This window comes from Brachyspira sp. G79, assembly GCF_002379365.1.
Classification (GTDB): domain Bacteria; phylum Spirochaetota; class Brachyspiria; order Brachyspirales; family Brachyspiraceae; genus Brachyspira.
The window spans coordinates 1861259-1886604 of sequence record NZ_JQIU01000008.1 but is presented as its reverse complement, the minus strand read 5'-3'; the positions used below and the strand labels follow the sequence as shown (position 1 = coordinate 1886604).

The 25346-nt window shown below is 25.9% G+C and carries 20 protein-coding genes and 1 pseudogene; 12 read left to right on the top strand and 9 right to left on the bottom strand.

What is annotated here, in order from left to right:
• From KQ44_RS09750 to KQ44_RS09745, 3 genes are all read left to right on the top strand, one after another.
• Positions 1-650 (top strand): hypothetical protein (locus tag KQ44_RS09750; RefSeq protein ID WP_205676562.1); only part of this gene is annotated, 650 nt, incomplete at its 5' end.
• Between the two features lie 699 nt (positions 651-1349).
• The gene (locus tag KQ44_RS14450) at positions 1350-1508 is read left to right on the top strand and encodes a hypothetical protein (protein ID WP_168171270.1); all 159 of its coding nucleotides are present in this window, start codon (positions 1350-1352) and stop codon (positions 1506-1508) included.
• Positions 1509-1641: 133 nt separating this feature from the next.
• Positions 1642-2115, top strand: a complete 474-nt coding sequence (locus KQ44_RS09745) for a PepSY-like domain-containing protein (RefSeq protein ID WP_096737233.1) — start codon at positions 1642-1644, stop codon at positions 2113-2115.
• A gap of 1 nt (position 2116) precedes the next feature.
• Here KQ44_RS09745 and KQ44_RS09740 read toward each other — a convergent pair whose 3' ends face one another.
• Positions 2117-3115 carry a tetratricopeptide repeat protein gene (locus tag KQ44_RS09740; protein ID WP_096737232.1) on the bottom strand — a complete coding sequence of 333 codons (999 nt, stop codon included), beginning with the start codon at positions 3113-3115 and terminating at the stop codon, positions 2117-2119.
• Positions 3116-3323: 208 nt separating this feature from the next.
• On the opposite strand from KQ44_RS09740, the gene KQ44_RS09735 reads away from it, so the two are divergent.
• The 6 genes from KQ44_RS09735 to KQ44_RS09710 all read left to right on the top strand — a co-directional run bounded on the left by KQ44_RS09735 (position 3324) and on the right by KQ44_RS09710 (position 9449).
• A complete protein-coding gene (locus KQ44_RS09735) occupies positions 3324-4664 on the top strand; it encodes a CoA-disulfide reductase (protein ID WP_096737231.1) in 1341 nt (446 codons plus the stop codon).
• A 213-nt stretch (positions 4665-4877) separates the two neighbouring features.
• On the top strand, positions 4878-6065 hold the full coding sequence (locus KQ44_RS09730; RefSeq protein WP_096737230.1) for an iron-containing alcohol dehydrogenase: 1188 nt from the start codon (positions 4878-4880) through the stop codon (positions 6063-6065).
• A gap of 138 nt (positions 6066-6203) precedes the next feature.
• Positions 6204-6668 (top strand): 3-hydroxyacyl-ACP dehydratase FabZ, encoded by a 465-nt coding sequence (gene fabZ, locus KQ44_RS09725; RefSeq protein ID WP_096737229.1) that lies wholly within the window; start codon positions 6204-6206, stop codon positions 6666-6668.
• Positions 6669-6682: 14 nt separating this feature from the next.
• Positions 6683-7477 carry an acyl-ACP--UDP-N-acetylglucosamine O-acyltransferase gene (lpxA, locus tag KQ44_RS09720; RefSeq protein WP_096737228.1) on the top strand — a complete coding sequence of 265 codons (795 nt, stop codon included), beginning with the start codon at positions 6683-6685 and terminating at the stop codon, positions 7475-7477.
• A gap of 23 nt (positions 7478-7500) precedes the next feature.
• The gene (gene lpxB, locus KQ44_RS09715; RefSeq protein WP_096737227.1) at positions 7501-8631 is read left to right on the top strand and encodes a lipid-A-disaccharide synthase; all 1131 of its coding nucleotides are present in this window, start codon (positions 7501-7503) and stop codon (positions 8629-8631) included.
• The gene (locus tag KQ44_RS09710) at positions 8628-9449 is read left to right on the top strand and encodes a hypothetical protein (protein WP_096737226.1); all 822 of its coding nucleotides are present in this window, start codon (positions 8628-8630) and stop codon (positions 9447-9449) included. The genes lpxB and KQ44_RS09710 overlap by 4 nt, the downstream gene beginning before the upstream one ends.
• 11 nt (positions 9450-9460) lie before the next feature.
• On the opposite strand, the gene KQ44_RS09705 is transcribed toward KQ44_RS09710, so the two are convergent.
• From KQ44_RS09705 to KQ44_RS15085, 4 genes are all read right to left on the bottom strand, one after another.
• Positions 9461-11320, bottom strand: a complete 1860-nt coding sequence (locus tag KQ44_RS09705) for a GerMN domain-containing protein (protein ID WP_096737225.1) — start codon at positions 11318-11320, stop codon at positions 9461-9463.
• A gap of 459 nt (positions 11321-11779) precedes the next feature.
• Positions 11780-13603, bottom strand: a complete 1824-nt coding sequence (locus KQ44_RS09700; protein ID WP_096737224.1) for a BspA family leucine-rich repeat surface protein — start codon at positions 13601-13603, stop codon at positions 11780-11782.
• Positions 13604-13757: 154 nt separating this feature from the next.
• On the bottom strand, positions 13758-15194 hold the full coding sequence (locus KQ44_RS15090) for a DUF4132 domain-containing protein (protein WP_240516584.1): 1437 nt from the start codon (positions 15192-15194) through the stop codon (positions 13758-13760).
• Positions 15195-15209: 15 nt separating this feature from the next.
• Positions 15210-15932, bottom strand: a complete 723-nt coding sequence (locus tag KQ44_RS15085) for a BspA family leucine-rich repeat surface protein (protein ID WP_240516583.1) — start codon at positions 15930-15932, stop codon at positions 15210-15212.
• 423 nt (positions 15933-16355) lie between these two features.
• Here KQ44_RS15085 and KQ44_RS09685 point away from each other — a divergent pair, with 423 nt between their 5' ends.
• Positions 16356-16988, top strand: coding sequence for a lactate utilization protein (locus tag KQ44_RS09685; RefSeq protein WP_096737222.1), 633 nt, complete (start codon positions 16356-16358; stop codon positions 16986-16988).
• A 158-nt stretch (positions 16989-17146) separates the two neighbouring features.
• On the opposite strand, the gene KQ44_RS09680 is transcribed toward KQ44_RS09685, so the two are convergent.
• Entirely contained in the window at positions 17147-20884 is a 3738-nt protein-coding gene (locus KQ44_RS09680; protein WP_096737221.1) for a DUF2723 domain-containing protein, read from the bottom strand.
• 314 nt (positions 20885-21198) lie between these two features.
• On the opposite strand from KQ44_RS09680, the gene KQ44_RS09675 reads away from it, so the two are divergent.
• Complete coding sequence (locus KQ44_RS09675) at positions 21199-21675, top strand: hypothetical protein (protein ID WP_096737220.1); 477 nt, start codon at positions 21199-21201, stop codon at positions 21673-21675.
• 445 nt (positions 21676-22120) lie between these two features.
• Positions 22121-22687: a hypothetical protein gene (locus KQ44_RS09670; protein ID WP_096737219.1), complete on the top strand. Its 567-nt coding sequence runs from the start codon at positions 22121-22123 to the stop codon at positions 22685-22687.
• Positions 22688-22745: 58 nt separating this feature from the next.
• Here KQ44_RS09670 and KQ44_RS15595 read toward each other — a convergent pair.
• From KQ44_RS15595 to KQ44_RS09655, 3 genes and pseudogenes are all read right to left on the bottom strand, one after another.
• Positions 22746-23369: pseudogene (locus KQ44_RS15595) on the bottom strand (hypothetical protein).
• Positions 23370-23551: 182 nt separating this feature from the next.
• Entirely contained in the window at positions 23552-23911 is a 360-nt protein-coding gene (locus tag KQ44_RS09660) for a hypothetical protein (protein WP_240516581.1), read from the bottom strand.
• Between the two features lie 298 nt (positions 23912-24209).
• Positions 24210-24764, bottom strand: a complete 555-nt coding sequence (locus tag KQ44_RS09655) for a hypothetical protein (protein WP_096737218.1) — start codon at positions 24762-24764, stop codon at positions 24210-24212.
• Positions 24765-25346: the final 582 nt, after the last annotated feature.

The following is a 25346-nucleotide window of genomic DNA, read 5'->3' as shown; positions in this document are numbered from 1 at the left end:
ATAATATTAGCATGCTTAACAAAGATGTATTAAAAATAGAAAATGATTTTAATACTGTTATTGAAAATATTAAAGATTATGATAATTATGTTTATGATTTTGTTTCAAAAGATAATTTTATACCAAAAGAAATTTATAGTAATGCATTTAATCTTAGAAATATTATAAAGAATATATATGATCATATAATTTTTGAATATCATATGAATGAGAAAGCTAAAAATAATGACTATACATTTACAGAAGATATGTCAAAAAATATTGACTTAAAAATAGATGAGAATATTATAAAGGATATTGAAAATAAAATATCTGTTAATGATATAGACTCTTCACTAGAACATATTATTTCTAATAAAGAAAAATTCAATAAATTATTGAATAGCATTAATGATATAAATAAAAATGATATCAATTTGCATAATTATACTGATTATATTTATAATAATATAAAATATAAACTTGACTCTAATATGTTTTTCAATGAAGAAGAAATTGAAAAGATCAATGAATATGAATCAAAAGAAGAAAGAAAAAGAGAAAGAAGAAGAGAAATAGCAAGAAGGAAAGAAGAGAAAAGAGAGATAGGAAGAGAGGCAAAAAGAATAAGAGAAAGAGAAATAAGAGAAGAAAAAAATCAAATTAAATAGTTTTCTAACTTGTATAAATATATAAATAGAACTGTATAGTTTTTTATTATACAGTTCTATTTATATAAAAAATCATTAATGTTTAATTTAGTGTTAAGTATGCTCTGCTGATTTAATATTTGATACAAGTATAGAGATTGATATCTCCATGAAATTATCCCAAATATGAATTATTATATTTGAATACCAATTTCAAAACTAAATTTATTAATATTATAAAGTTATTAATTTAGCATTTTTTAATTACATATGTATATACCTAAATAATTATAATTTGTTCAAAAATGAATTTTTTTAAATTTAGATATTTGCATTGTGGAGTTGTACTGTATGTTAGTGCCCACTCCTTTTATGACGCCTATTCTCCTTATTCTAAGTGTCTCTGCCATAGACTTCTGGAAGTTGTGGTAAAAAAAGTTGATAATTATATATAAAGTGCATCAGTTTACAAACTTAAAAATTTTTAGTATATACCTAAACAATTACAATTTGTCAATTTTTTATATAATATCCCAAAAAAAATTATAACGGATTAAAAATTTTTGTTATTATTATAATATACTAGAAAGGTTGATTATAAATAAAAAATTAGCTAATTTTTTCTATAATAAAGTAAAAAAAACAATATAGTGTATACATTATATATAATAAATATCACAAAAACTAGAATATATTAATTTAAAAAAAGGAGGAAATATTATGACAGAAAATAATATAAAAGAACAACATAATCATTATAATGATGCTTTAATACCAGATGACGCTTTAATATTAAATGATGAAAAAGAATACAAGTCATTAATTGATGAATATAATGATGTTATAAAAGAATCTGATACTGGTATATTTGCTGAATAATATAATCGTTAAAAATATAAAATAATGACTTAAAACTATAATGTTTTCAGTCATTATTTTTTTATATAAATATGATAAAAATAAAAAAAATTATTAATATAAAGATAATAAAATACGAAATATTATAACAATTATGAAATGTATAAAAAATATTTTTATTATCTGTATATGTCTTTTTATATACGCTATATTTTTGTATTCTCAGTCTTTAACAGAAAACTCTCTTCCGCTTAAAGCTAAAAATTTTATTAACTTAAACTTTCCAGGAAATAATATAGAAACTGTATCATTATATCAGGGAGAAGGTGGTTATGAGATAGATATAGATTTTGGATATCATTTTGTATTTTACCATACGGGCTTATGGAAAAAAATTACTGCTATAACAGATGAAGCCAAAAATCAAGGTATACCTAGAAGCTGCATACATAAATCTATGGTTAATGTTATAGATAGCGAATACCCTTCATCAAAAATAACTGATATAGAAAGAAAAGATAAAGTATTTATAATAGTATTAGATGATAAATATCAATTAGAAATAAGTGGATATGGCATTATAATCAATACTACAGTTCTTAATGATGAAGAAAATATAGAAGAATAAATCAGCCTTTAAATACTTTATATTTATTAAATGCTATTATAGAGTTTTCAGTGTCTCCTAATGCACTATAGGCACTTGAAAGAGAGATGTATATTTCTCTGTTACTTTCATCCAGTTTGGCACATTCTTCAAGCATATTAACAGCATTATCATAGAGCCCTGCAGAATAATACGATAATCCCAAATAATAATATGAAGAAGAATGAGTATTATTTTTTTCTATAGAATTATTTAAATACTCAATAGCATTAATATAGTCTTTTATATTATAATAAGATACTCCTATATAATAATAAAGCAGATAATCATTATCATCTATATTAAGAGCATTATCAAAATAAATTAAAGAATTAGAAAAATCATCAAGCATAAAAAAGCAAAGTCCAGCATTAAAATAAGCTTGATAATTATCATTTTCTGCTTCTATTATTTTTTTTAATATTTCTATAGCCTTTTTATAATCATATTTTTCTTTATAGCAAAGTGCTAAATAATAAAAACTGTCATAGTCATATTTGTTAAGTTCCATGACCCTTTCAAATGATTCTATTGCCTCATCAATTCTATTAAGATGATATAATGCTAAACCCAAATTACGCCAATTAATATATTCTTTTGGAGCTATCATAAAAGATTTATTCAATATCTTTACAGCCTCTTCATATCTGCATATTTTTATATAACAATACCCAAGCCAATTTAAACTTATATAATCATTATTCTCGAGAAGATAAGCTTTCTTTAAATATATTATAGCCTTATGATAATTTTTTATTTTTATATATGACATACCTATAAGTCTATATAATGAGTAATCATTATTGTTGATAGTTAATGCTTTTTTTAATATTTCTATAGCTTCAATATGTCTTCCAAGTTGCGTATAAAAAATACCAAAATCTGTCATAGCCTTATAATTATTAGAATCCTGCTCTAATATATTCTTATAATATGATATCATATTATTAACTCTATTTTCTAAATCATTATTATTGTCCATAATATATATTAATCCATCACTTATAATAAAAAATCATCTATTAGTATATTCATAATTAATTTTTTTTCAACTTTTTGACTATAAATATATTTGCTTTAAATTTTATTAATATAATATAAAATAATAATTAAAAATTGACAAATGACAATAAAATGAATATACTATATAAGGGTATATAGATAAAAATATAATAAAGGAGTTTCTAAATATGAAAAAAGTTATAATAATAGGAGGCGTAGCTGCTGGAATGAGTGCTGCTGCCAAAGCAAGAAGACTAGATAAAGAAGCTGAAATTACTGTATATGAAAAAACTGATGTAGTTTCTTGGGGGGCATGCGGAATGCCTTATTATGTGGGAGGTTTCTATGAAAACCCTAATACTATGATAGCGAGAACTGCTGAAGCTACTATCAAATCAGGAATAAATTTGAAAGTGAAACATGAAGTATTAAAAATAGATGCTAAAAATAAAAAGGTATTGGTTAAAGATATAGATAATAATAAAGAGTTTGAAGATAGTTATGATTCTTTACTTATAGCTACAGGAGCTAAATCAATAATACCAAATATCGAAAACATAAATATCGGAAATGTATCTACTTTAAAAGATTTTAAAGATGCTATCAACATGAGAGAGAAGATGAAAGATGAAAATATAAAAAATGTTGTAGTATTAGGGGCTGGTTTTATAGCGGTAGAGGCAGCTCATGCTTTAAAACACACTGGTAAAAATGTTACTATGATACAGCGTTCTGACAGAGTGTTCGGAGGTAAATTTGATAAAGAGTTTTCTGATATGGTAATAGAGCATATCAAAGAAAATATTGATTTACGTCTTAATGAAAAAGTTTTATCATTAGAAGCTGACAGTAATAATAATGTTAAAGCGGTTGTTACAGATAAAGGAAAATATGATGCTGATTATGTTGTAGTTGCTATAGGAGTAGTTCCTAATAGTGATTTGGCAAAAGAAGCTGGAATAAAACTAATGGATAATGGAGCTATACTTGTAGACAGAGAAGCCCAAACAAGCATTGAAGGCATATATGCAGCAGGTGATTGTGCAAGCATATATGACAGAGTAACTGATAGTCAGACTTATGCTGCTCTTGCAACTGGTGCTAATAAACTTGGAAGAATGGCTGCTAGTAATTTGGTTGGTGGACATGAAAAATTTGCAGGAAGTTTAACAAGTGCCTGTATACTTGCATTTGAGCTTGAAGCTGCAAGAACTGGTATTACTGAAGAAGAAGCGAAAAAAAGAAATATAGATTATAAAACTGTTACTATAAAAGATTTGGATCATACTCATTATTATCCAGACTATCAGGATTTGAATATAAAATTAATATATTTAAAAGACACTAGAAAGATTATAGGTGGGCAGATATTAGGTAAAAAAGGGGCAGTATTGAGATGTGATGTTATAGCAGCCTGCATATATGCAGGGCTTACTGTAGATGAATTAGGAATGCTTGATTTATGCTATGCACCGCCTTTTGCTAGAACTTGGGATTCACTTAATGTTGCAGGAAATGCGGCTAAATAATAATTAAGAAATTAGCATATATTTTAGTATACTCATTTTTTTAAATTTATTATGGCTTGATATTAGAGTTTTTATTCTGATTCAAGCCTCAATTTTTATATTAGTTATTTTAATATATACCTAAACAAATATATAAAAAATAACCCACATAATACCATCTTGATTAACAAATAAAAATACTTATAATACTATAAAAAACATAAGGATATTTACATGCAAAGTTTTATATTTAATAATCCTACAAAAGTAATATTTGGAAAAGATACAGAAAATAAAGTTGGCAGTGAAATAAAAAATTTAGGATGCAAAAAAGTATTGGTGGTATACGGCACAAAAAGCGTAAAAGAAAGCGGACTTCTCAATAAAGTGGAAAACATATTAAAAAAAGAAAATATAGAATATGAATTATTTGGTAATGTGAGAGCTAACCCTACTCTATCTCATGCAAGAGAAGGCGTAAAAAAAGCAATAGATTTTGACGCTGATTTTATACTAGCAGTAGGAGGCGGAAGCGTTATAGATACAGCAAAAGCAATAGCACATGGGGCATCTAATCCTGAAACTGATATATGGGATTTTTGGACTAGAGTAAAAGACGTAGAAAAAAGTATACCTATAGGTTGTATACTTACAATATCAGCAGCAGGAAGTGAGACAAGCAATTCTGCAGTACTTACAAATGAAGAGACACTAGATAAAAGAGGACTTCCTACAGAGTTTAACCGTCCTAAATTTGCAATAATGAATCCTTGTCTTACATTTACTCTGCCTTATTATCAGGTAGCATGCGGAATATCCGACATGCTCATGCATACATTTGACAGATATTTTGGAGACAGCGAAGGCTCGGTAAACGGTGATAATAATCAGACAACAGATGCTATAGCTGAAGCAGTTTTAAGAACAATATTCAAAAATGGATTAATAGCTATGAAAGACAAAACTAATTATGATGCTATGAGTGAGCTTATGTGGTGCGGAAGTTTATCGCATAATACTTTAACTGGTCTTGGACTTAGTTTTGACTTTATAGTTCATAAATTTGGTCATGAATTAAGTGCGAAATTTGACGTTGCACATGGGGCAAGTCTTTCCGCTATGTGGGGTTCTTGGGCTAAATACTGTCTTGAAGATAAGAGAGAAAGATTTATTCAATATTCAAAAAATGTTTGGAATATTGATGATGATACAGGACTTAAAGGTATAGAAAAAACTATAGAATATTTTAAACAAATAAATATGCCTACCAACTTTACAGAATTGGGAATTGGTATACAAAATGAAGAAGTTTTGAACGATTTAACAAAAAGATGTATAAAAGACGGAAAATTAGAGTTTAAACATTTTAGAGCTTTAAATAGAAATGATGTTTACAATATTTTTAAGATGGCAAATGTTTAACTAAAAAATATAAACTATAAATAATTTAGAAATGAAAATCATATATATTTTTACTTGTAAGGTTTATCATTATATGATATAATTCTACATATATTAATATAATTTTTTTATATTTATTTGTTTAAAGGAATATGACAAATGGAAAAAATTAATATAACCAAAATAATGGAATTATTGCCTCATAGATACCCTTTTCTGCTTGTAGATAAGGTAGAAAGTATTGAAGATGGAAAAATACATGCTGTAAAAAATGTAACTTTTAATGAACCACAGTTCACTGGACATTTTCCTGAAAGCCCTATTATGCCGGGGGTTTTAATGGTTGAAGCATTGGCACAGACCTCTGGAATATACTGCTATACAAAATTATTAAAGCCTGAAGAATACGGCAAAAAGTTTATGTTCTTTGCTAAAATAGACAATGTAAAGTTTAAAAACCCTGTAATACCAGGAGATGTTATGGACATGTTCATTACGGTAGATGCTTTTAACGGTACTTTACTAAAAACTCATGGCGAAGTAAAGGTAGATGATAAGCTAGCATGCTCTGCTGATTTGGGTTTATTCTTAGTAGATAAAGAGGCTATGAAAATAGATAAATAAAATAGGAAATAAAGATGTCTGAAAATATACATAAAACTGCAATTATATCGAAATCTGCCAAAATAGCAGATAGTGCTGTAATCGGTCCTTATGCCGTTATAGAAGGAGAAGTGAATATTGGAGAAAATACTGTTATAGGTGCTCATTCAGTTATAAAAGAATACACAACTATAGGAAAAAATAACATAATTCATGATCATGCTGTAATAGGCAATCTGCCTCAGGATATACACTTTGATAGAAAAACAGTAACTTTCCTAGAAATAGGAGATGGTAACGAAATTAGAGAGTTCGCTAATTTACACAGAGCTTCTAAAGAAAATGCCAAAACAACTATAGGAAATAACTGTTACATAATGGCTACAGGTCATGTTGCTCATGACTGTGAAGTACAGGATAATGTAATTATATGTAATGGAGCTTTAGTAGCAGGGCATGTAAGGGTAGAAAAAGGAGCTTTTATATCAGGAAACTGTGTAGTGCATCAGTTTTGTGCTATTGGGCAGTATGCTATGATTAGCGGTATGTCTGCTGTTGGAAGAGATATACTTCCATTTGCCTTAACTGCTCATGCTGGAGAGGCTATTGTATATAAATTAAATTTGGTTGGTATGAGAAGGGCTGGTTTTACATCTGAGCAGATATCTCAGGCTGAAGAAGCTTATGATATGTGGTATAATTGGAATAAAACGAAACAAGAGTTTTTAGATACATATTTAAATGACAATTCATTAAATGATATAGCTAGAAGTATTGTAGAGTTTATTTCTAAAGCAAGAAGAGGAATTACTCCTAAAAAGACTGTATAATTAAAAATAAAACTACAAACAATATGAGAATATTTATAGCTACAGGCGAAGTATCTGGCGACATTCAAGGAGCTTTATTAGCAAAAAAGATAAAGGAATTAGACCCTAGTATAATTTTAGACGGATTTGGCGGCGTTGAAATGCAAAAAGCAAATGTCAATATATTATCTGACATGTCTACTTTATCCACTATGGGAATATTTGAAGGAGCTAATCCAGTATATGCTTTTAAAAAACTTGGTGCTTTCAATATACTTCAGGACTATCTTAAAAAAAATAAAGTAGATATTATGCTCTTAGTTGATAATCAGGGAGTTAATTTACTTTTAGCTAAATATTGCAAGGCAAATAATATAAAATATATATATTATTTCCCGCCTCATGTTGGTATATGGGGTGCTTGGAATGCAAAGAAACTTCTTTCTGCTAAAAAAATAATAACACCTTTTTTATTTGATTATGAAGTATATAAAAAATACGGATGCAATGTAATGTATAGTGGACATCCATTTGCTGATTTGGATTATGATAAAAAAATACCAGAACTTAATATGCCTAAAAAAGAATACACGGTAGGCATACTTTTTGGAAGCAGGCATCAGGAAATAAAACAGCTTGCTCCTGTATTTATCAAATCTATGAAAATGCTTAATGATATGCTTTCGTCCAATATAAGATTTGTAATACCTATAGCATATCCAGAATATACAGAACCTATAAAAAAAATTGTTGATAATTATAAAAACTTATTAAAAGATGTAAACTACTCTCTATTATCAGGCGAGGATAAAGATTATGTATATTCATATTCTGATGCATTAATAATGTCAAGCGGTACTGCAAGTCTTTTGGCGGCATGTTATGGTAAGCCTATGGTAATATGCTATAAAATATCATATATTACATTCTTTCTTGGCAAATTACTTACAAATATAAAGTATGTGGGAATGCCTAATGTTCTGCTTAATGAAGAGGCAGCTCCAGAATTACTGCAAAATGACTGTAACCCGAATGCTATTACAAGTCATATTATAAAGTATCTAACCGATAAAGAATACTATAAAAAAGTAAGTAACAATCTGCTTAGAGTAAGAGAAACTTTAGGCGAAAAAAATGTGCTTGAACGCATAGCAAAAGAGATTATAAAATCATGATAGACGCTTCAACTAATATAGAAGAAATACAGCTGTATATAAAAAATCATAAAAAAGAACCTATTAAATTTTATATTACTTGGCTTGATAATATTACTAAGCAAAAAATAATATTTATAATAGAAGAAATATTAAAAAAATATAAAATAGAAAAATATGCAAGTGATGCAGTATATATTATAATGGAGCTTATATCTAATGCTATAAAAGCTAGATATCTTCATATCATAACAATAAAAATATTGGAAGAAAAATTCCCTAACTTCACGAAAAAAATAGAAAGCGGAGAATATTTTGATGATTATGATATAATGAGTGAATATTCTAATATATTAAAAGATGATGATACTAAAAATGAACTTAAAGAGTATATAAGATTAGAAAATAAACTTATAAAAGATATTGATAATAATATACCAATAGATGAAGAAAAATACTCAAAATTACTTCTATGCAATCAGGATATAAAAAAGAAATTAACAATTAAACTTCTCTCAAGAATAAATAAAAATGATATATACTTTGAAATAGTCAATGATGCACCGCTAACTATGATAAGCAGAACTAGAATAGACTCTAAAAGATTAACTTTCAAAGAATACTATAAAAAAAATCTAATAGAAAAATTCTTCACAGAGCAGTTAGACAATAGTGAAAGTGCAGGATTTGGTCTTGCATTATGCGATTTAAGACTTTTTAATCAAAACCTTGAACCGCATAATCATTTACAAATATACGACGAGAACAATAAAACACATTCCAAATTAATACTTCCTATAAGAAAAGAATTCAGTTTTATAGTGTATAATAAATATTAATTAATATTTTTTTATTCAAATCTTTTAAAAGGCATATTCTCTATAGCACCCTCAGAACCTATAGTTTCATGAAGCTCTCCATTTATAAGGAATATAACATTATCTATACCTTCAAATTGAGTAGCTGTATATACAAACTGATAAATCTGTACTATAGTTCCTTCACTGCCCAAAGGATTAAACTCAAAGTTTTCATTAAAGTTTAAATATACAGTATTATCCTCTACAAATATATCAAGTAATTTAGTGCCTTTAGGTATGCAGCTTATAATGTTTCTATTATTTTCTTCATCTGTAGCACCAATAAGAAGTTCATCTATAGCCTCTTTTATAGAAGAATTATTATTAAATTTTCTGCTTCTAAATATTAATGTTATAGCTCCAGTACTTTCGCTGTATTCTACCAAATATATACCTTCATCGTTATTATCTTTTAAAGTTCTCTCTAAAGAAGCCCTCTCTATAGTATTATTTGCTTTTTTAATATTATAATTATTAATATCATTTTGGGCTTTTTTCATTATATCTTCTTTAATGTTGCCTATAGTATTATTTTCTTTATTATTAATACTTTCTTTTATAATATTTTCATCTTTAATAGAATTATCTTTTTTTATATTATCCTCTTTCTTAGTATTATTATTTGGATTAACCATATCATTTATAACTCTATTATAATCAATATTGGACTTATCCAAAGAATTAGTCATTGTATATAGAGAAGAACGAATAATATCCTTTCTATCCTGTGAAGTTATATCAGAAGAATTATTCTCTTTCTTAATACTTTCTTTTATTATTCTGTTTTCTTCTCTTATAACAGTGTTATCTGCTGATTTTCTATTATTAATAGTTTCATTATTTTGTTCTATAGACTTATCTTCATTATTCACAATATCATTATTTTTCAAGTGTTCATCTGCACTTCTATAATTAGTATTATTATAGCTGCGAGGCGGTCTGCTTGAGAAAGTAGTAGAAGATGCAGGCTTCATAGTTGTAGTTTCTCTTTTTATATTTTCTTTAGGCTTTAGAATATCATCAAATATACTTCTAGGTGTATCAGTATTTGTTTCAATTCTTTTATTTTCATTAGAAGAATTATTTACTGAATGAGAGTTATTTATATCTGAAGAATTATTTTTTACATCTCTATTTTCATTTGCTGAATTATTATTACTTATTATATTATTTCTTCTTGATGATGTATTATTATTTCTGTTTTCTAGAATCATCTGCTCTAAATAATTATAGTTATTATTATTAGTGGTTATATTATTATTACTATTTATATATTCTTCTGTATTTTCATCTAATATATTATTATTTGAATTATTATTTTCATCTCTAAACAGTACAGAATCATGATTATTTCCGTAGTCTACATATCCGCTGTCATAAAGAATAGAATTACTTGCTCCGCTTTTATTAAAAAAAGGAAGAAGAGATTCTCTAGTTATTATATTAGAGTTTGTAAAATTATAATCATTTGTTAATGTATCTAAAGCAGCCTCTATTTTGGAATTAGTTTCATATGTCATTACAGATAAAGTTTCATTAGTATTTGCTTTAATGAAGAAATTAAATAATGGTATATTATTCAAAAAGCTCATTTTATCAGTATCTTCAGACATGCCATCACTTTCTAAAGCCAAAGCCTCTCTATGATTAATAGAGAAAAAATCCTTTATTGCAATATCTACCATAGGAGAATATTTTTTAAAAGTAGTAAAAATGACAGCAGCAATAATTATAAAAAGAACAGATATAATCAAAGGCTTTTTTAAATTTATCTCTTTACTTTCATTACGTATTTGTCTTGTATATGATATACCTTTAGATTTGGCTTTAAGCTGCTCGTATCTTGGCACTTTATTACTCCATAGTATAATATGTATCGTTTTCATTATCGATAAAAAGCTAAATGCGATTAGAATTTTATTTATTATACATGTTGAAAATTTGTATATGGTGATATTAGTATATACTGGAATAATTTTATTTTGTCAACTTATGCAGTTTATACAGAATTATCAACTTTTTTGCCGCACACACGCCCTGTGGGCTTCGCCAAAGTTTCTATCATTCAAATAACGTTTACGAAAAACACAATTGCTAGAACTTTATATTTTAAAGATATGTATTAAATGTATTATATATATTTAATTTAGACTGCACCTAAAGGTTGACTTCGAGTGGACGGCAAAAGAAGCGGCGGAGCTGCACGACTGTGTGCTTTGCAGGGCTAGTCCCCACAAATATTAAAATTTAAAAATTTATTTTTTGACAAATTATAGTTGTTTTGGTATATATAATTTTTACTATAATCTTTACTTTTCTATATACCAAGAAGGTTCATGTTTTTCTACAAGCGAATCTGAAAAAGCATATTTCATATTAACCTCATTTGACAATTTCCAAGATTCTAAATCCTGATTAAAATTTGAGCAGTTATAAAATGCAAATGATATATTTTTAATATTAGATAGATTCCATTTGTCTAAAGGCTGATTGAAATTTGAAGCACTATGAAACATTCCATTTATAGATTTAATATTACTCATATCCCAATCATTCAAAGGCTGATTAAAACTCTTAGCATCTTTAAACATAGCATCGGCATATTTTACTTTGCTTACATTCCATTTAGAAATATCCTGATTAAAAGAATATGCACTTTTAAACATAAAGGTCATTATTTCCACATTAGATGTATTCCATCTGCTTAAATCACTGTCAAAACTTGCACAATCTGAAAACATAAAACTCATATACTTTACATTAGAAACGTCCCAATTATTAAGAGGCTGATTAAATCTAGTACAGCCTGAAAACATATATTCCATATTAATAACATTAGATACATTCCAATTTTCTATATTATGATTAAAATATATAGCTCCTCTAAATATGTTATGCATATCTTCTACGTTTGAAGTGTCCCAAGTTTCAATGCCGTCAAATTTTTTAAGTTTTGAGTTTTGAAATAATCCAGACATGTCAGTTATTAAGCTAGTATCTATTTTATTAAATTTTACTCTTTCTTTTATTAATTTTAATAATTCTATTTTATCTTTAGGTTTATATTTTTCATTTTCTTTTAATTTGATATTATTAGTCTTTAATTTTTTATATTCTTTTATAATATCTTCTTTATTATCAATTAATTCCTTTAATTCATCATAATAAGTATTTTCAAGTTTCTTTATAAAATCTTTAAGTTTATTATATTTTATAACTTCTTTATACACTTCTTTTATATCGCAGTTTTCAAGCATTAATAAAAGTTTTTTTCTATCACTTCCTTTGGAAAGAAAATAAATATTTAATATAGACTTCACATTCTTAAAAGAAGAAGCACCCGAAAAAAACTCCCTAATAAAACAAGCTTCATTAATAATCCAATTTTCTATAGAATGATTAAAACTCTCAGCACCACTAAACATATATGATATACTAATTGCATTAAAAACATTCCAGTTTCCAATATCCTGATTAAAACTTTTAGCATTAAAAAACATATAGTTCATATATAAAACATTAGATGTATCCCATTTACCAAGCGGCTGATTAAAGTTATAAGCATTCTCAAACATACCAAGCATTTTTTCTGTTTTGCTGACATTCCAATTATTAAGAGCCTGATTAAAATTATAAGCCTTTGAAAACATACTTTGCATATTTTCTACATTAGAAGTATCCCAATTATTTAAATCCTGATTGAAATTTACAGCTTTATAAAACATACATCTCATACTGATAACTTTTGAAGTATCCCATTTATCAATCGGCTGATTAAAATTTTTAGCTTCAGAAAACATGAATTCCATATTTGTTACATTAGATACATTCCAATCATTTAATGGTTGATTAAAGTTTTTAGCACTTGAAAATATCCCGAACATATTAGTAACTTTTGAAACATTCCAATTATTTATATTTGAATTAAAGTTTACAGCACCCATAAACATATCTGACATATCTGTAACATTTGAAGTATCCCAAGTTTCAATTCCATCAAAATTTTCTCTCTTACTATTTTCAAATAATCTACTCATATCAGTAATTAAACTTGTATTAATATCACCCAAATATATGTTTTCATCTTTCACTAACTTTTGTAACTCTTCTTTTGTTTGCGGTTTGTATTTCATAATTATATATCCTAATTACTTTTATGTTATTTTATATTTTTTGAAATATTTTGCAATTTTCAAATTGTTATTATTATAGTATTCATATTTTTGTAGCTTTGGCAAAAAAGTTGAATAAAAAAATTAGTTTTGAAACAAGTCTAATAAAATAATTTTACATAGTTCTTAAATATTCAAGCATTAAAATACAACCAAACATAAATCTATCAACTAAATCTTTATTATTTTCTGATATATTTAATATTTTTAATACTATTTCTATCATATCTCCAAAGTCAGCATTATCTCTGCTAATACCACTTGTTGATATATCTAATGCTAAACCGCTTACTTTCTCTTCAAATTTATATCCGTCTATTGTGTAATAATCTTCATAATATTCATTAAAAGGATATTTATTAACAAAATTTTTTAACTTAGATAATTTATATTCATCATTAAATGAATAAAATTCTTTTTCTAAATCATCAATAACTCTTAATTGATTAATAGGCTGAACAATCTCATAATCTGATAATTGCTTTTTCCATTTCTCTATAATATCATTATCCATTTCTTTAATGTATGCTAAACTAATAGAATTATTTTCATTGATTTTTACTTCATTATCATTATAATCAGTAAAACTTCCATCAGTTAAATATCTGAATGTTGTTAAAAACAAATTATTTTCATCATATAAGTTCCAAATTAATTTAACAGCATACCCATTAAAAAAATAATTATCTATATAAACAGATTTCCAAAAATTATAAGAATATTTTCTTCCATTCATTAAAAGATATATCATTTTATCCCTTTGACTTTTTACAATGTTTTTTATCTCTTTTTTAATAAAAGTTATTTCTGATTTTAACTCTTTAGAAAAAGTTTTAGGTGCTGTTTTTAATTCTTTATTATTATGCATAATATGAAGCTCCATATTATCATCAATAGTAAGTTTATATTCTTTATCTTCAGCATATACTATTCTCTCGCCATTTTTATTAAGATTAAAGTCAGGAACTAATAAATCATCTAATTCATATCTTTCAACTTTCATTCTATTAGCTATAGTTTCAAGTGCTAATTCAGCTGCATTTTTTATGCTTTCTATTTTTGATTTTAAAGATGTATCGCAAAGTAATTTTAATGCATATTTATTTTTATTTAAAGCTAAAATATAAACATAATATGAACGAGGATAAAATTCTTTTTTTAAACTTTTTACATAATCTTCTATTATTTTACCATCTCCATATATACCGCAAATAATTCTTGAAGCTAATTTACTTCTGTCGCTTAAAAATATTGCATAAGATACATTTCTGAAACTTTCTATATCAAGCAAATTAATAATATCATCAATAATTTCTAATCTTACAACATTATTTTTAACTTTTAAATAACTTCCGTAAATAAATCTAATCATCTTTAAACTTATTTTTGTTTTTCTCTCTTTAGTAAAGAGAGTATATTTATCATCTATAAATTTTATACTTTTATCAAATGACTTATCATAATTGTTATTAACATATTCTTCTGCTTCTTCAATATTTTGAAAAGATGCATTTTTTATTATTATTATCTTCCGCTGCATCTTTAAGTTCATTTTCAAAATCTTTTTCTAATTTTGAAACAAAATAAATAATTTTTTATTAATTGAATTTTTTAAAGTCTTATACCATAATTTAACATCTACTTTTTGTAAATTTTCATCTTCATAATATTTGTTATAAAATAAATAGCATAATAAATTAATAGGTTCTTTTTTAGAATATATTTCATCAAGCATTTCTTCTGGTAATATATAATCAATATCTTCTTTTATATGATCAAAATTCCATTTATGAGGAACTATTTTAAAACTATTAGCACGATTAAATATAAAACTAATGCTTTTTACCTTGCTTATATCCCAATTATTTAAATCCTGATTAAAAGATGAAGCATTTGCAAACATAAAGCTCATATATTTTACGCTCTTTATATTCCAATTACTTATATTTTGATTAAAGCTTGTACATCCATTAAACATAGAATTCATATTTATTACTTTTGAAACATTCCAATTACTAATGTCTTGATTAAAAGATTTGCATTCTTGAAACATGTTGCTCATACTGCCAACATTAGAAGTATCCCAATTATTTAAAGGCTGATTAAAGTTAGAACAGCCTTCAAACATTCTTGACATATCTTTAGTTTTATTAGTATTCCAACTATTTAGAGGCTGATTAAATTCTTTGCCTCCTTTAAACATACTGCTCATATTTTCAACATTAGAAGTGTCCCATTTATCTATTCCATCAAAATTTTCTCTCTTACTATTTTCAAATAATCTGCTCATATCTTTTATTAAACTAGTATCAATACTTCCAAGATTAATGCTTTCATCTTCTACTAATTTTTTAATTCTTCTTTAGTTTTTGGTTTAAATTGTTTTTCTGACATAATAACCTCCACTTCTTAAAATCAATTTAAATAAAATATTTATTAATGTTAAAAATAAAATTTATAATAAAAAATATTATTCATACTAAAAACAGTAGAATTATATACTATAAAAAAAGAAATGTAAATAAATACATTATTATTTTATGTTTGATTATTCTAAAATTTATTTATATAGTATTTATTATAATTTTTATCTATGTAAGATATATTGTTAGAGCTGCAGATATAGTGAGCATTAAAGCTAAAATAATATTGAAAAAAATATAAGTTGTATTTATACTAGTTTAATAAATATAAAAATAAATAAGGGGATTTTATGACAGTTCAGGAAGAATATTTTGAAAGATTATCTTTAGTTTTAAAAGAAAAGTTTAATAAAAAGGGCTTTGCTTTTGATAGTTTTAGTAATAAGGAAGAGGCAAAAAAGTTTGTATTATCTCTTATAAAAGAAAATGATACTATCACATTTGGAGGCAGTACTTCTGTTAATCAGATGGGTATATTAGAAGATTTGAAAAACTATAAAAATTTTGTTGATAGAAATAATAAAGAATTAAAAGCAGAGGCAGAGATAAAAGCATTTACAAGCGATGTTTATTTATGTTCGGCTAATGCTGTAACAAAAAATGGTGATATAGTATCTACAGACGGAGGCGGAAACAGAGTTGCTGCTACTATTTACGGACCTAAAAAAGTATTTTTGATTGTTGGAAGAAATAAAGTTTGTAATACTGTTGAAGATGCTGTAAAAAGAGTAAGAAGTATTGCTGCTGGAGAAAACTCAGTAAGATTTAAAGTAGATAATCCTTGTTGCAAGGGGGACATGATTTGCGATGAGGAAAACTGCGATATAGAAAAGAGATTATGTGCTTATACTATTATAGTCAATAAATGCCATATAAAGGACAGAATACATATAATATTTATAGATGAGGAATTAGGCTTTTAATTTTGTTAATTTTATAATTTTAAAATCAGCAGGCATTTATATTTGTCTGCTAATTTTTTTAGTTTTAAATAAGAAATAAATATAAACTTTTTAAGTTTACACAAATAAAAAAGGCTTACTAATTTAATAGCAAGCCTTTTTTATTAAAATTTTATTTTTTACTGTCCGTTATTCATAGAAGCTAAATACTGCATTATCTGAAGTCTTCTGCTTTCTACATCTTTATCCAAATTGGCTATAACATCATTAGTTGCTGCTAAAGGCGACATTACTCTTTTGAAGTCATTATATATATTTAAAGCCTCTATAATCTTGTTTTGTTCTATATATATATGACCTATAGCATACAAAGCAAAAGCACCGTCTTGATTAAGCTCATTAGTGTACTTTGAATATGTACTTACAGCTTCATCATACATTTTGCTATTAAGATATATATTAGCTAAATCAAATTCAAGCCCTGTTCTTTCATCTTTTGTCAAATCTCTCATTTTAAGAGTATCAATTAATGTATTTATAGAACTTGCGGTGTCTCCTATGTTAGCATATAGTATTGATATATCTTTATTAACGGCTACCATATGCTCTCTTGTTCTCGCTCTTTTTTTAGCCTCCAATTTTGCCCATAGAGTCTCTTCTATATCCTGTCTGTTTTGATATATATAATTAGCATAGGAAGAATAACTTTCAAAAGTATCTTCTTTCACAGCCTGAGCTTTAAGATTATCCGCCTGCTGTCTTGTAGTTTTTAGCTGTGCATCTATTCTGCCCATAAATTGTTTTATCTGCTGATAAGTTTGATTCTGTTCTCTTGCGGCATCTCCCATATCTTTTCCTCTGTGGAAAGTTTTTTCTGCTCTAGTAAGTACATCTTTAGCTTTATTTAAATACTCTGACTCTTTATCATAAGGAGTATCTTTTGAACGTGCCAAATATTCATAAGAAGCAGCCAAATTGAAGTAAGCAGGATAAATAAGTTTTTCTAGTTTTATAAGCTCTTCAAACATTGCTGCTGCTCTTTCATAGTTACCGTCCATAATAGCCTGATTGCCCACAGCAAAGTATACATTAGACATATCAAAACCTATAGTAAGCATTCTGTCTTCTTCCTGCTTTTTTAAATCCTGAAACTCTGCTATTTTTTTATTGGCTTCATCTCTTGTTATACCATTTTTAGCAATGTCTCCATTACCCATAAAGCCTAAAAGTTTCTGATACATTTTTATTTTTCTATTATACATATCTATTTTGGCAAGGGAATATGAACTTACAAATATCTCTCTAGTTAAGAAATCATAATGCGAAATCTCTTCAGGAGTTCCCTGCATAGTATAGCTGTTCCAATAATCCTCTTCTGTTTTGAACTCTGGGAAAGGAAGATCATACATTTTTACGAAAGTTATCTCTTCGTTTCCGTCATAAATATTTTTTCTTGCTGCGGAAATTAAGCCTTCATCTAATAATGCATTTAAGTCCGCTGCTATTTTTTCATTCTCATAATCTCTTTTTAAATGTTCTTTTGCAATATCTTTATAGTCATTAACAGTAAGAACTTTAAAGAACTCCAACTCATCAACTAAAGCATATTTTATAGGCTGAACTTTGAATACCAAACCATAAGCCTTAAAGTAGTAATCTCCAAGCCTGTAAAGTCCGTCTCGTCTCCAAGCCATATAATAAGGTCTTCCAGACTCTATAAAGTCTTTATCAACAGCATCGCTTATATCTCCAAGCCATCTGCCGTCAGTTTTCATAAGGTTTCCGTATATTCTTTCAAATACATTACCTTTTTGGTCATATATTTTTAAATCTGGTCTTCTTCTTTCAACCATAGTGTAATATACAAGTCCGAATACTTGGTTATCGCCTCCCTCTGTAGCAAATATAGCATTGTCTGGAAGCGAGTTCATCATATTGTATGAATAGTCATGGTTGCTGTAATCTTTTGAGTTATTATTACGGCTTAAATTCATAACAAATATAGGTATCATTATTGCAAATATTGCTATAAGTGATATTGCATGATAAGGTTTTAATTGTGTATCAGCATTTTCTTCTTTAGCAGGTTTTAATACATTTTTTATATTAGTATTAAAATATTCCATATACCATTGAAAACCAAAACCAACTATTATAAGCATATATAAAGTTGCTGGAAGGAAGAATACTTCTACAAATGATAAAGTTCTAACACTTGGAGGAGGATTAGTATATGCCATAAGTGATACGGCAAAACTCAAAAGTCCGAATACTGAGAATATACCTATAAACTTATTTTTCTTAAATATTTGAAATAGTCCCGGTATTAAGAACAATAATCCTAAAACTGTTAATTGAGTTTTAAATATATTTATCAAAGCAGATACCTGTTCTGGGTGAAGTATGAATGATGCAGCAACATCGTTTCCAGAAGTACCGTACTGTTTTCTATGTATCATGCTAAATAAATAGCTTAAATTTTCCCATCCTGAAGGTTCATTTAACTGTCCCCAGTTTAGAGGAGGTAAAGCTCTTGCTCTTATAGGCATATAGGCATATATCATAACTCCTACTGCTAGCATTAAAAGCATTTTATAATATGATATTGATATACCTGTTATAAAATCATTATCATTATTAAACTTATCTATTTTACATAAGAAATATCTATATACTAAACACCAAACAACTACTAAAAATAAAGGCCAGAATACTAAAAACATTCCCTTATACAAAGTAGGATAAAATGGTGCTTTAAGATTCTGTATCATATCTGGTCTTAAATAAGAACCGTTTGCAAGTGCTGTAAATATATCGCTTAATATATTCATATCAGCAAATGGCTTAAATATTATAGAAAATATTGAATCATTAGAAGCTACACCAGGAGGGAAATACAAATAAGCCTCATAATTCATAATAAATCTATAGTATCCAAAACCGCCTATAAATAATAATACCAAAAATACGAATATTGATATAAATGAAGTTTCTATATGATTAATATATCTGTCTTTATGTACCAAAAATAACACTATGGCTATAAATAAAAGAGGAGCAAAAGCAAAAGGCAAAGTTACATGGTGATTTGCAAGTGCAACACCATATAGAAATCCGAAAGCCATCAAATATTTATTTCCGTAATAAGGCACTTCATCATCTGCATGTTTCCATACATTTTCAAACCAATAAACAAGTATTAAAAGCATAGAAGCTATTTGAAGTATGTTCAAACTGTAAACTTCTGCCATAGTAGCCTGTGCCCACATATTATCAGATATCGCAAAAGCTACACTTGCAAGTAATGCTGGTATTTGTACTATTGGTGAAAATCCTCTTTCAACTCTGTTTTGTCCTAATACTTTCACCATAATAAGATAGAAAAAAATCATAGCAATGGCAGCACAAGTGCCTGAAAATAAATTGGTTCTCCAAGCTATATTTCCTACAGGTATATAAGTAAATAATTTGGACATCAAAGTATAAAAAGGATAACCAGGGGCATGACCTACTCCCAAAAAGTAAGCAGCAGTTGTAAGTTCTCCGTTATCTCCTGCTGAAAGAGATGGAGTGAGTGTAAACAAATACAAAAAGAATGTGAAAAGAAAAGCTATAGCAGCAAATACAGCGTCTATTTTTGAAAGATGATATGGTTTTATCTCATATCTTTTAAAAATAGGTTCCTCATTATCTTTTTTTGAGAATAGTTTGGAAAGTATATTTCCGCTGTTTTCTTTATTAGCTTTTTCTTTTTTGATATTATTTTTTGTATTGCTTTTTTGATTGTTTTGCAGATTATTAATATACTCTTCTATTAATAATCTGTCTTTTTCTAGCTTTTTTGTAAGCTCATCAATGCTTTTATTTTTATAATTAGCTTTGATATACTCTTTTTCCAGATGTGAAAGTTTTGCCATTAATTATTTACCTCTTATTTTATTATATATTTAATAGTTTTCGATTGTCATTGTATTTTGGATATATGCGGCAATGAAGTTATTTTGTACTTTTTCCCGCCGCAAAAAGTACCAAAAAGTGCAAATACTTATTATCTATTAGTTTATATAACTTTACATAATAATATAATTTTTTAAATAATTCAACTATAGAAATTACTATTATATAATAAAATCGCTTATTATTCAAGAATTTAAAACTTATTTTGTATTGAAATAAAATAAGTTTTAAATTATAGTATAATTATATTTAGAAGACATATTTATGAGGTAAAATGAAATTCTTGAAAAAAATAGATATTATATTAATACTCATTATAATTTCTTACATCTTTTATAATGATTTGATAAAAAATAATAATAAAAACTTAGAAAACAATATTCATAAATTAAACTATATAGAAAATAACTATATTATAGAAAATAATTATAATACAGACTCTGAAATTGAATATCAAAATATAAGAAGAAGAAGATACAGACATGATCTTGACCTTAAAGAAGACAGAGTATTTATTATGTTCACAGGATCTCTTATTATAGGTTTTTTATTTAGTTTGATATTATTATCAAAAAATAAATTCTATAAAAAAGAATTAATACCTGCCAAAATAATACTCATTTTATCTGTTATAATTACAGGGATAATTATTTTTATAAATTATGAGAATATAAAAAACATATTGGAGTATTTATCCTTACCTATAGGCTTTATAATAGGCTTTGTATTTGCAAGATTAATATTTAAATAGAAATAATATATTTACTTAAATTAAACTTTATTTTAATTCCCGCCCTTTAAGATTTGTAAGCCTATTTTTATTAATAAACTTTATTTATATTTAAAAGTTCAATTTATATTTTTTAACGCCCGCCCAAGCGTTTATTAACTTTTGAAACTTGATAAACGCACGTTAAACGCATTACTAAAAAACAGCTAAATTATAATTATTAAACGTCTTTATTTTTTTAGATTCGTTCTGCGTGCGTAAATGAGACCCCAAATTTAAATAACACTTTGGGTGGGTGCTAATAGATGTTAATTAAGCAGTAAAAAAAATAAGAAAGCAGCAATTTAGAATAAAGTAAAAAAAGATAGAGGGTGGGGGTTAGAATAAAATTCCTTGAAATAAAAATTATTTAGGTTTATGATAAATAATATGTATTAATTTATTTTTTATTAAAAAGGCAGGTATTATGAAAATTAGTGTATTAGCAGTTGTATTAATTATTCTTTCTTTTATATTTTATAATGAAATGGCAAAATATCATTATAGTATAGAAGAAAGTAATATAATAGAAGAAAACAACATCTATAATGGAAACTATATAATAAGTGATAATAATGTTATTTTAGAAAATAGTTATAATTTTGATAATGGTGTAGAAACTAAAGAAATTCGCCGCAGCCGCAGATGGAGAGATTATAGAGATCATCCTAATGTAGATTTTGAAGAGGATTCAGAAGATTTATTTATTAGATTGGTAATAATATTTTTTATAGGATGTGCTGTCATAGGGATTTTGACAGATATGCTTTTTTTTAAAAATTACTCTTATAAATTTTATATTATTACATTTGCTGTAATTTTTATAATGAGTTTGGCTATTATTTATAAAATACATGTAAACATGGCTATTTTTAATATGATCGGAAGTATTGAAAGCATGATGGAATTATTAGCATTCTTTTTCGGCGGTATACTATCATTTATAGCATTGAGAATTAGTAAATACCTTAGGGATAAGGATAAAAAGAATTGATAATTTTATAGTGAAACTATTATAAAAATATAAAAAATAGCAAAATTACTAAAATACCTTATTTTGATTTTCTCTTTTCAATTCTTTTAATTATATAAACAATTACAATTGCAGATAAAATGAAAATTAATGATATAATTATATAATCTTTTAATGTAATATCCCCAAATAAAACCGAAGCAAAAAGATTATTATATCCTAATAATAAGTTAGCAATACCTTTTTGAGTTAATAAAGTTGATTTCAAATCATTAGTATAATTATTTGTAATGTTTTGATTATTGATAGCTGTATCAGTTGACGGAGCATTAAAAATGCTGCATATAAAAGAATAAAGAAAAATATCAAAGCAACAAAAAATGTTTTTTTATATTTTTATCTTTTATATTAAATAATGCCGTTATAATACCAATCGCTATAAATATATATTCATAAATGTTTTCAATGTATTTTATTATAAAAAATTCTGATATTCCAAAAAATGCTATTACTAACATTATAACTATACCCGTACCTAAACCATAACTATCACCTAAAAATCATCAAGGCTCAAATTTCCTTTAATCAATACCAATATAAAAAACACTATTATAAAAGAGCATAAAAATAATGCTGACATTCTAAATAAATCATTTTCTGGTATATTGATTTTGTATATCAAATTAAAAATTATATCTTTCATAAATATTTATCCTTAATGTTTTGATTTGTAATTTGCAAGCAATAAACCTAGTATAATACCAACTACTATACTTAAATATTCTTTGGCAGTTATAATATTATCTTTTAGCATAAGAAAAGCAAATATAGTAATTGCAATACACACTAATGAAATCAAATTAATTATTAACTCATTCTTATTTTTTAATCCTTCTTTTTTATTTTACGAATTGCTAAAATACCAAACAGTGATGATGAAAAGCTAAGAAAAAACATGATTGTAACTCTAAAAAATAAACTCTCTGGTATCCATTCAAATCTCCCGTAATGAAAACGTCTAGGAGTTAGAGAATGTATAACTAAATTAAGTAAATCATATTTTTTACTATATTTATCAATTGTTTCTGATTTATTATTTACTACATCATACTTATTTAATATTGCATGGGCATTAATAACAAACAATATCAATCCTATAAGTATTGCCATAGTAGGTATAATAACAAGAATAGCTCTTATATAAATTTTTTCTTTTCTATCTTTTATTTCTTTTCTTTTTCTCATAATAACTTTATTATTTTTTTATTCTATAATCGTCTGTATTTATTAATAGCTTTTTATTAAAATATAATGATTAAGAAAATATAAAACAATACTTTTTTATTTATGATAATATAGACTTTTATAATAGAAAATAAAACTGTATTGTGTAAATTAATAAATGCTAATAAAATATTTAAAAGCATTCTACTTTTTTCATAATCCTATCATCATTTTATTATATATGCATTTTTTGTCAATACAGCATACTTATTTCAAAACTTATTAATACTTGCAGTTTTTTGTTTTAATATTTTTTTAATTAAGAAGTTATTTTTCTAATTATAATACAGGCTATAAAACCGAAAATCACTCCGCTGAAAGCTAAATATTCTCTATTACTTTCCATATTTATTACTATTACTATTAAAACGAATGCCATTAATGCCAGAGTAATCAACCCTACTAATATTGTTTCTATAGTCTCTCTAATATCTTCTTTTAGTTTTATCTCTTCATGATAATATTTTTGGTTTATAATTGCGGTAATTGCAAGCGATAATATATAAGTCAGTACATATACAATTAATACTCTCACACCAATAATTTTCAAATCCACTTCTGAGCTGCTATATTTAGATAATAAAGTTCCTTTTAATAATATTGTTATTATTTTTTGAAGTGTTTCTTCTTTGTCAAAATTTGCTGCATTAGTTTGTTTATTATTATTGATTATTTCTTTTTTTTCTTGTATATTTTTATCAGCCTTAGCAAAAAATGATATTGCAGTAGGAGGTATAGTACAAGATAAGAAGAGATATATTATTAAACCTATTACATTAACTTTACTGTCATTTTTTTTCTTTTTAATTTTCATTTTTATTTAAGTGCTCTTTTATTAAAATTATTTTATCATATATAGTTTTTCAATTCTAATGTACGTGGTTTTTTTGTCAATACGGTATATATGTTTATTAAATTATAAATTGACTTAGTTTATTATAGGTGTAAATTAAAGTATTAAACAAAAAATTGCAGTAAATATAAATAGAATTAATTTGATATATAAACAACTATAATTTGTTAAAATAAAAATTGTTAGTATATACCTAAACAATTACGTTTTGCCATTTCTGTATATTATATATATGTTATCAACTTTTTTGCCGCACAAAAAAGTTGCTGCCAAAGGCACGCAAAGCGAAAAACGCATATACTACAGCTTAATATTTTTAAGAATATATATCAAATGCGGTATAATATACTAATTTTAGGTCAAAAATATAGTCTTTCGCTGGGGCCGACTTTCGTATGTTAGCGATGCAAAAGAACTGCGGATGTCAAAGATAATAAAATTAAAAAACTAAAATTTGTAAAAGTTACAAATTTATTAGTATATATTTTTTATAATACTAATAAATTTAATAATGTTATTATTTTTTGAAGTGTTCCTTCTTTA

Bases quoted from the DNA above. Each gene is read 5' to 3' on its own strand.
- KQ44_RS09670 (WP_096737219.1), top strand. From the start codon at position 22,121: ATGAAAATTAGTGTATTAGCAGTTGTATTAATTATTCTTTCTTTTATA.
- KQ44_RS09655 (WP_096737218.1), bottom strand. From the start codon at position 24,764: ATGAAAATTAAAAAGAAAAAAAATGACAGTAAAGTTAATGTAATAGGT.
- KQ44_RS14450 (WP_168171270.1), top strand. From the start codon at position 1,350: ATGACAGAAAATAATATAAAAGAACAACATAATCATTATAATGATGCT.
- KQ44_RS09710 (WP_096737226.1), top strand. From the start codon at position 8,628: ATGATAGACGCTTCAACTAATATAGAAGAAATACAGCTGTATATAAAA.
- KQ44_RS09735 (WP_096737231.1), top strand. From the start codon at position 3,324: ATGAAAAAAGTTATAATAATAGGAGGCGTAGCTGCTGGAATGAGTGCT.
- lpxA (WP_096737228.1), top strand. From the start codon at position 6,683: ATGTCTGAAAATATACATAAAACTGCAATTATATCGAAATCTGCCAAA.
- KQ44_RS09685 (WP_096737222.1), top strand. From the start codon at position 16,356: ATGACAGTTCAGGAAGAATATTTTGAAAGATTATCTTTAGTTTTAAAA.
- KQ44_RS09745 (WP_096737233.1), top strand. From the start codon at position 1,642: ATGAAATGTATAAAAAATATTTTTATTATCTGTATATGTCTTTTTATA.
- KQ44_RS09660 (WP_240516581.1), bottom strand. From the start codon at position 23,911: ATGAGAAAAAGAAAAGAAATAAAAGATAGAAAAGAAAAAATTTATATA.
- KQ44_RS15090 (WP_240516584.1), bottom strand. From the start codon at position 15,194: ATGAACTTAAAGATGCAGCGGAAGATAATAATAATAAAAAATGCATCT.
- KQ44_RS09740 (WP_096737232.1), bottom strand. From the start codon at position 3,115: ATGGACAATAATAATGATTTAGAAAATAGAGTTAATAATATGATATCA.
- lpxB (WP_096737227.1), top strand. From the start codon at position 7,501: ATGAGAATATTTATAGCTACAGGCGAAGTATCTGGCGACATTCAAGGA.
- KQ44_RS09675 (WP_096737220.1), top strand. From the start codon at position 21,199: ATGAAATTCTTGAAAAAAATAGATATTATATTAATACTCATTATAATT.
- KQ44_RS15085 (WP_240516583.1), bottom strand. From the start codon at position 15,932: ATGAGCAGATTATTTGAAAATAGTAAGAGAGAAAATTTTGATGGAATA.
- KQ44_RS09680 (WP_096737221.1), bottom strand. From the start codon at position 20,884: ATGGCAAAACTTTCACATCTGGAAAAAGAGTATATCAAAGCTAATTAT.
- fabZ (WP_096737229.1), top strand. From the start codon at position 6,204: ATGGAAAAAATTAATATAACCAAAATAATGGAATTATTGCCTCATAGA.
- KQ44_RS09700 (WP_096737224.1), bottom strand. From the start codon at position 13,603: ATGAAATACAAACCGCAAACAAAAGAAGAGTTACAAAAGTTAGTGAAA.
- KQ44_RS09730 (WP_096737230.1), top strand. From the start codon at position 4,878: ATGCAAAGTTTTATATTTAATAATCCTACAAAAGTAATATTTGGAAAA.